The organism is Nocardioides sp. NPDC127514 (genome assembly GCF_040302125.1).
Taxonomy (GTDB): domain Bacteria; phylum Actinomycetota; class Actinomycetes; order Propionibacteriales; family Nocardioidaceae; genus Nocardioides.
Map to the genome: position 1 here is coordinate 204,883 of NZ_JBEORF010000005.1, position 6,047 is coordinate 210,929.

The window sequence follows — 6,047 nt, forward strand, 5'->3', positions numbered from 1 at the left end:
GGCCGCCGGCTTCGCCGGTCGCCTTCGGCGATCCTTGACACCGGCCGTCGCCGAGAATTTTGGCTGGCTATCGGGTCGGCGGCAGGGGTGTGGCGCGGAGTCTTGAGTTGGGCACGGGCTTGGGAATCCTGGTTTGACCTGCCCCCGGGTAGTCGGGGTGGGTTGGTGGGTGGAAGGAATTTTTCTTCCACGCGGCGACCGCCACTCGGTGGAGGGCCGGGAGGCGAACGAAAATTCGTTCGGCGCGGGGGCCTGACCAGTGGAACGGTTGAGTGAGGGAAGGAATTTTCCTTCCCTGGGTTGGTCGGGAGTGTGGGGCGAACGAATTTTCGTTCGCTCGATTCCGTCCCATGCCGGGGCGACCCGGTGAAAGAGATTTTTCTTTCCCCCGACGTGGCCTCGGGCCTCACTTATCGGATCTACACGCCGGCCAAGGAGGAGCTGCTGGTCGCGTCGACGAAGGACCACTGCGTGACCCTCCGTGCGGGAGTCCAGCCGGTGAAGGTGCCGATGGGGGCGGAGGTCTCGACGGCGATGCGGGTGAGCTCGCCGCCGTGCTGCTGGTAGGCGGTGGCCAGCAGCTGCTCGGTCTCCAGCGTCACGCCGTGGACGACGAGGCGGCCTCCGGGGCGGAGGGCGGCCAGGCAGGTGTCGAGCACTCCGGGGCGAGTCGAGCCGCCGCCGATGAAGATCGCGTCGGGGGCCGGGAGATCGTGCAGCGCGTCGGGGGCGCGGCCTTGGACGACGGCGAGGCCGGGTACGCCGAGACGGGTCGCGTTGCGGGCGATCCGGGCCGCCCGCTCGGGCGAGGCCTCGACCGCGGTCGTGGTGCAGGAGGGGTGGGCCCGCATCCACTCGATCCCGACCGAGCCGGCACCGGCGCCGACGTCCCACAGGTGCGCCCCGGGGGTGGGGGCCAGGCGTGCCAGAGCAGAGGCGCGCAGGTCGCGCTTGGTGAGCTGACCGTCGTTCTCGAAGACGTCGTCGGGCAGGCCCGCGGCCCAGCCGAGGAGGGTGGTGCCGACGCACTCGATCGCCACGATGTTGAGCCGTGGCGACTCGCCCGCCCAGGTCGAGGCGGTCCCGGTCCGTGCGCTCTCGGTCTCCGCTCCCAGGTCGCCCAGAACGGTCATCATGGACCCGCCGAAACCGGCCGTGACCAGGAGGTTCGCGATCGAGGCTGGGGTCGATCCGTCCGAGGAGAGTGCGAGGATCCGGCGACCGGGGGCGAGCTCGCGGGCGACCAGCGACACGTCGCGGCCGACGAGGCTGACGACCGCGCACGACTCCGCGGGCCAGCCCATCCGGGCGCGGGCGAGGGCGACGGAGGAGACGGCCGGTTCGATGCGTACGTTCTCCGGGCCGAGAAGCGAGATCAGGGTCGTTCCGATGCCGGAGACCAGCGGGTCGCCCGAGGCCAGGGTCACGACGGGGGCGTCGTCCGGCAGGGACTCGAGGAGAGCCGGGAGGCCCTCGCGCAGCGGCGACGGCCAGGGCTCGCGGCGCTGGCCGGGGACGTCGGGGACGAGGTCGAGATGACGCTTGCCGCCGAGGAGGACGGCGGACTGCAGGACCAGCTGCTGGTGACGTACGGGAATCTCGTCCCAACCTCCGGCACCGATGCCCACCACGACGATCATGAGGCCAGACGCTACAGTGACCGCACAGGCGCGAGGTGCCCCGACTGGGGAGAATCTGGGAAGCCGGTGAGATTCCGGCACAGGCCCGCTGCGGTGAATCGAGCCCCATCACGGGGACTCGACAAGTCCGAAGACCGGCCCCGCGTCCATCCAATCAACGCGATAGGGAGCGGGAGCCTCTCATGCCGGTGCACTACCCATTTTCTGCCGTCCTCGGCTGCCAGGCGGACGACCTCGACGACATGGGCCTCGCGCTCGTGCTCACCACCATCTCCCCGGAGATCGGCGGGGTCCTGGTCCGTGGCGAGAAGGGGACCGCGAAGTCGACGGCCGTACGCGGTCTGGCGGCCGTGCTGCCCTCGATCTCGGTCTACGCCGGGGATCGGTTCTCGATCGACCCGGCCGACCCCTCCGCGGAGTCGCCGGACGGGCCCTTCGGGTCCGCCGCCGTCGTGGAGAGCCGGCCGGTGCGGCTGGTCGAGCTCCCGGTCGGCGCCACCGAGGACCGCGTCGTCGGCTCGCTCCACCTCGAGAGCGCGCTCTCGCGCGGCGCGGTCGAGTTCGAGCCGGGACTGCTGGCGCGGGCACACCGCGGCCTGCTCTACGTCGACGAGGTCAACCTGCTCCACGACCACCTGGTCGACCTGCTGCTGGACGCGGCGGCGATGGGCCGGGTCTCGGTCGAGCGCGACGGCGTCTCGGTCGAGCACGCCGCCCGGTTCGTGCTGATCGGCACCATGAACCCCGAGGAGGGCGAGCTGCGCCCGCAGCTCCTGGACCGCTTCGGGCTCACCGTCGAGGTCGCCGCGCCCCGGGATCCGGCGCTGCGCGCCGAGGTCGTACGCCGCCGGATGGCCTTCGACCTGGATGCTCCCGCGTTCGTCGAGCGCTATGTGGCCGCCGAGCGTGACCTGACCGCACGCGTCTCCACCGCCCGCGCCCTCGTCGGGAAGGTCCGGCTCACCGCGCCCGGGCTGCTCAAGATCGCCGAGGTCTGCGCTGCGTTCGAGGTCGACGGGCTGCGCGCCGACATCGTCACCGCGCGCACCGCGGTCGCGCACGCCGCCTGGGCCGGGCGCTCCGAGGTCACCCGCGAAGACATCCGCCGGGCCGCGCTGCTGGCCCTCCCGCACCGCCGCCGTCGCAACCCCTTCGACGCTCCCGGGCTCGACGAGGACCTGCTCGACCGCATCCTCGGCGACGAGGAGCTGCCGCCCGAGCCGCCGGAGGGCGGGCCGGACGGCGGGCCGGACGAGGGTGGCGCGCACGACGACTCTGTTGGTCCCACTGAGCCAGATTCCGCTGGGCCTCCGCCTGGCAGCTCCGACGACTCGACCGACGCGGAGCCCCCGACCACCGATCAGCAGTCCCCGCCGGTCGAGCCCGCGAGCGACGACTCTTCGATGGTTGAGCCCGCGAGCGCAGCGAGCGGTGTCGAAACCAACACGGTCACCGCCGCAGGCGCCGCCTACCGCCCCCGCCTGCTGACCGTCTCCGGCCTGGGCACCGGCCGCTCCGGCGGCCGGAGCAAGGCGATCGGCAGCAGCGGCCGCCGGATCGGCGCGGACACCAGCACCCGCGGCTCGCTCCACCTCGTCGAGACGCTCAAGGCGGCCGCAGGCAAGCAGAGCGCCCGGGACCGTACCTCGGCGAAGGTCGAGCTCCGGATCGAGGACCTCCGCACCGCGGTTCGCGAGGGCCGCGAGGCCAACCTGGTGCTCTTCTGCGTGGACGCCTCCGGGTCGATGGCCGCACGCAAGCGGATGGCGCAGGTCAAGGCCGCCGTCCTCTCGTTGCTGCTCGACGCCTACCGGCGCCGCGACAAGGTCGGGATGATCACCTTCCGGGGCGAGGGCGCCGAGCTGGTGCTGCCGCCGACCGGGTCGGTCGACCTCGCCGCGGCCCGCCTCGACGAGGTGCCCGCCGGAGGACGTACGCCGCTGGCCGAAGGCCTCCTCGAGGCCGCCCGTGTGCTCCAGCGCGAGCACCTGCGTGACCCCGATCTGCGGCCGCTGCTGGTGGTCGTCACCGACGGTCGCGCCAACTCCAAGACCCACGGCAAGGACGCCGTCCGGCGCTCGCAGCAGGCGGCTGCGTACGTCGCCGGACTCGGTGTCACCACGGTCGTCATCGACTCCGAGAGCGGGCCGATGCGGCTCGGGCTGGCCCGCCAGCTGGCCGAGCACCTGGGCGCCGAGCACGTGCCGGTCGCCGAGGTGAGCGCCGAGGCGCTGACCTCCGCCGTCCACGGGTTCACCGGATCCACCATGGGAAGGGGCGCTGCCTGATGCCGAAGGGACAGCCGCTGAACGTACCCGACGACGGGCTCACCACCCGCCAGCGTCGCAACCGGCCCCTGGTGATGGTCCACACCGGCCCCGGCAAGGGGAAGTCGACCGCCGCCTTCGGGCTCGCGCTGCGCGGCTGGAACCAGGGCTGGCGGATCGGCGTCTTCCAGTTCGTGAAGTCGGCCAAGTGGCGTATCGGCGAGCAGACCGTGCTCGAGCGCCTCGGGAAGCTGCACGAGGAGACCGGCGAGGGCGGGCCGGTCGACTGGCACAAGATGGGCTCCGGCTGGTCCTGGAGCCGCAAGCAGGGTGACGCCGAGGACCACGCCGCAGCTGCCGCCGAGGGCTGGGCCGAGATCAAGCGGTGCCTGGCCGCGGAGACGTACGACCTGCTTGTCCTCGACGAGTTCACCTACCCGATCAAGTGGGGCTGGGTCGACGCCGCCGAGGTCGCCTCCGTCCTCGCCGAGCGACCGGGGCGCCAGCACGTGGTGATCACCGGCCGCGACGCCGACCCCGCCGTGCTCGAGGTCGCCGACCTGGTCACCGAGATGACCAAGATCAAGCACCCGATGGACGCCGGCCAGAAGGGCCAGCGGGGCATCGAATGGTGACCCTGCCCCGGCTGGTGGTCGCTGCTCCCTCGACCGGCTCGGGGAAGACGACGATCGCTACCGGGCTGATGGCGGCGCTGCGTGCCTCCGGGAGCGTCGTGAGCGGTCACAAGGTGGGCCCGGACTACATCGATCCGGGCTACCACGCGCTCGCCACCGGACGCCCGGGGCGCAACCTCGACCCTCACCTGGTGGGGGAGTCGCGGGTCGTGCCGCTGCTGCTCCACGGCGCCGCCGGCGCGGACGTCGCGGTCATCGAGGGTGTCATGGGCCTCTACGACGGCCGCCTCGGCACCGACGGCTTCGCCTCCACCGCCCACGTCGCGGCGCTGACCTCCTCGCCGGTCGTGCTGGTCCTTGACGTCGCCCGGATGTCCCGCTCCGCTGCCGCGATCGCCGCCGGGATGGCAGCCTTCGACCCGTCGGTACGCATCGGGGGAGTCGTGCTCAACCGCTGCTCCCCGGGACGCAACGCCGAGGAGATCCGGCGAGCGCTGGAGCAGGTCGGGCTGCCGGTGCTCGGCATGCTCCCGCGCGACGAGACGCTCGCGTCCCCGTCGCGCCACCTCGGCCTCGTCCCGGTCGCGGAGCGCGACGAGTCGGTCGCGCTGATCGAGCGGCTGGGGGAGCAGGTCGCCGCCCACCTCGACCTCGCGGCCCTGCTCGACGTCGCCCGCTCGGCCCCCGACATCGACGATGTCGCCTGGGATCCGGCCCGGGCTCTGGAATCCGAGGCCGTGCCTGACCGGGAGCGCCCGGTCGTCGCGGTCGCAGGTGGTCGCGCGTTCACGTTCCGCTACCCCGAGACCGAGGAGCTCCTGGAGGCGGCGGGTTGCGACGTACGCGCCTTCGACCCGCTCACCGATCCCGCGCTCCCCGAGGGCACCAGGGGGATCTACCTCGGCGGCGGTTTCCCGGAGATGTACGCCGCCGACCTCGCCGCCAACACGAGCCTGCTCCGCGACCTCCGGGCGGCCGTCGAGGCCGGGGTGCCGACCGTCGCCGAGTGCGCCGGTCTCCTCTACCTGGCCGAGTCTCTCGACGGCGTACCGATGGCCGGCGCCATCCCCGCCCACGCCGCCATGAGCGAGCGGCTGACCCTGCGCTACCCCGTCGCCACCGCCGCCTCCGACTCCCTGCTCACCCGCGCCGGCGAGCAGGTCACCGGCCACGAGTTCCACCGCACCACGACGGCCCCGGCCGCCGGGGCCCGGGCCGCGTGGACCGTCGACGGTGCCGAGATGGGCGTCAGCAGCGACACCCTGCACGCCTCGTACCTCCACGTTCACTGGGCCGGCCATCCGCACCTGGCGCGCCGCTTCGCCGACGCCGCCCACGCCTTCGCCCCCGTCGGTCGAGCCGACGTCGCCTCCGTCGGTCGAGCCGACGTCGTGAGGGACGAACGACGTCGTGTCGAGACCAACACAGTCCTCTCGAGCGCGACGGCGGACCGTGTTGGTCTCGACACGCCTCCGCCTAGCGGCTCCGGCGGCTCGACCAGCGGG

Annotated in this window: 4 protein-coding genes and 1 riboswitch; of the genes, 3 read left to right on the forward strand and 1 reads right to left on the reverse strand. The window is 72.7% G+C overall.

The features are described from left to right. Positions 1–419 precede the first annotated feature (419 nt). The gene (gene cbiE / locus ABTX24_RS05985) at positions 420–1,640 is read right to left on the reverse strand and encodes a precorrin-6y C5,15-methyltransferase (decarboxylating) subunit CbiE (protein ID WP_350838102.1); all 1,221 of its coding nucleotides are present in this window, start codon (positions 1,638–1,640) and stop codon (positions 420–422) included. A 16-nt stretch (positions 1,641–1,656) separates the two neighbouring features. Continuing rightward, positions 1,657–1,797, forward strand: a riboswitch (cobalamin riboswitch). Positions 1,798–1,822: 25 nt separating this feature from the next. Here cbiE and ABTX24_RS05990 point away from each other — a divergent pair. From ABTX24_RS05990 to ABTX24_RS06000, 3 genes are all read left to right on the forward strand, one after another. Then, the gene (locus ABTX24_RS05990; protein ID WP_350838104.1) at positions 1,823–3,928 is read left to right on the forward strand and encodes a magnesium chelatase subunit D family protein; all 2,106 of its coding nucleotides are present in this window, start codon (positions 1,823–1,825) and stop codon (positions 3,926–3,928) included. Next, entirely contained in the window at positions 3,928–4,542 is a 615-nt protein-coding gene (gene cobO, locus ABTX24_RS05995; RefSeq protein ID WP_160028064.1) for a cob(I)yrinic acid a,c-diamide adenosyltransferase, read from the forward strand. The genes ABTX24_RS05990 and cobO overlap by 1 nt, the downstream gene beginning before the upstream one ends. Then, positions 4,536–6,047, forward strand: a 1,512-nt coding sequence (locus tag ABTX24_RS06000) for a cobyrinic acid a,c-diamide synthase CobB (RefSeq protein WP_350838106.1), incomplete at its 3' end; no start/stop codon positions are given. The genes cobO and ABTX24_RS06000, both read left to right, overlap by 7 nt.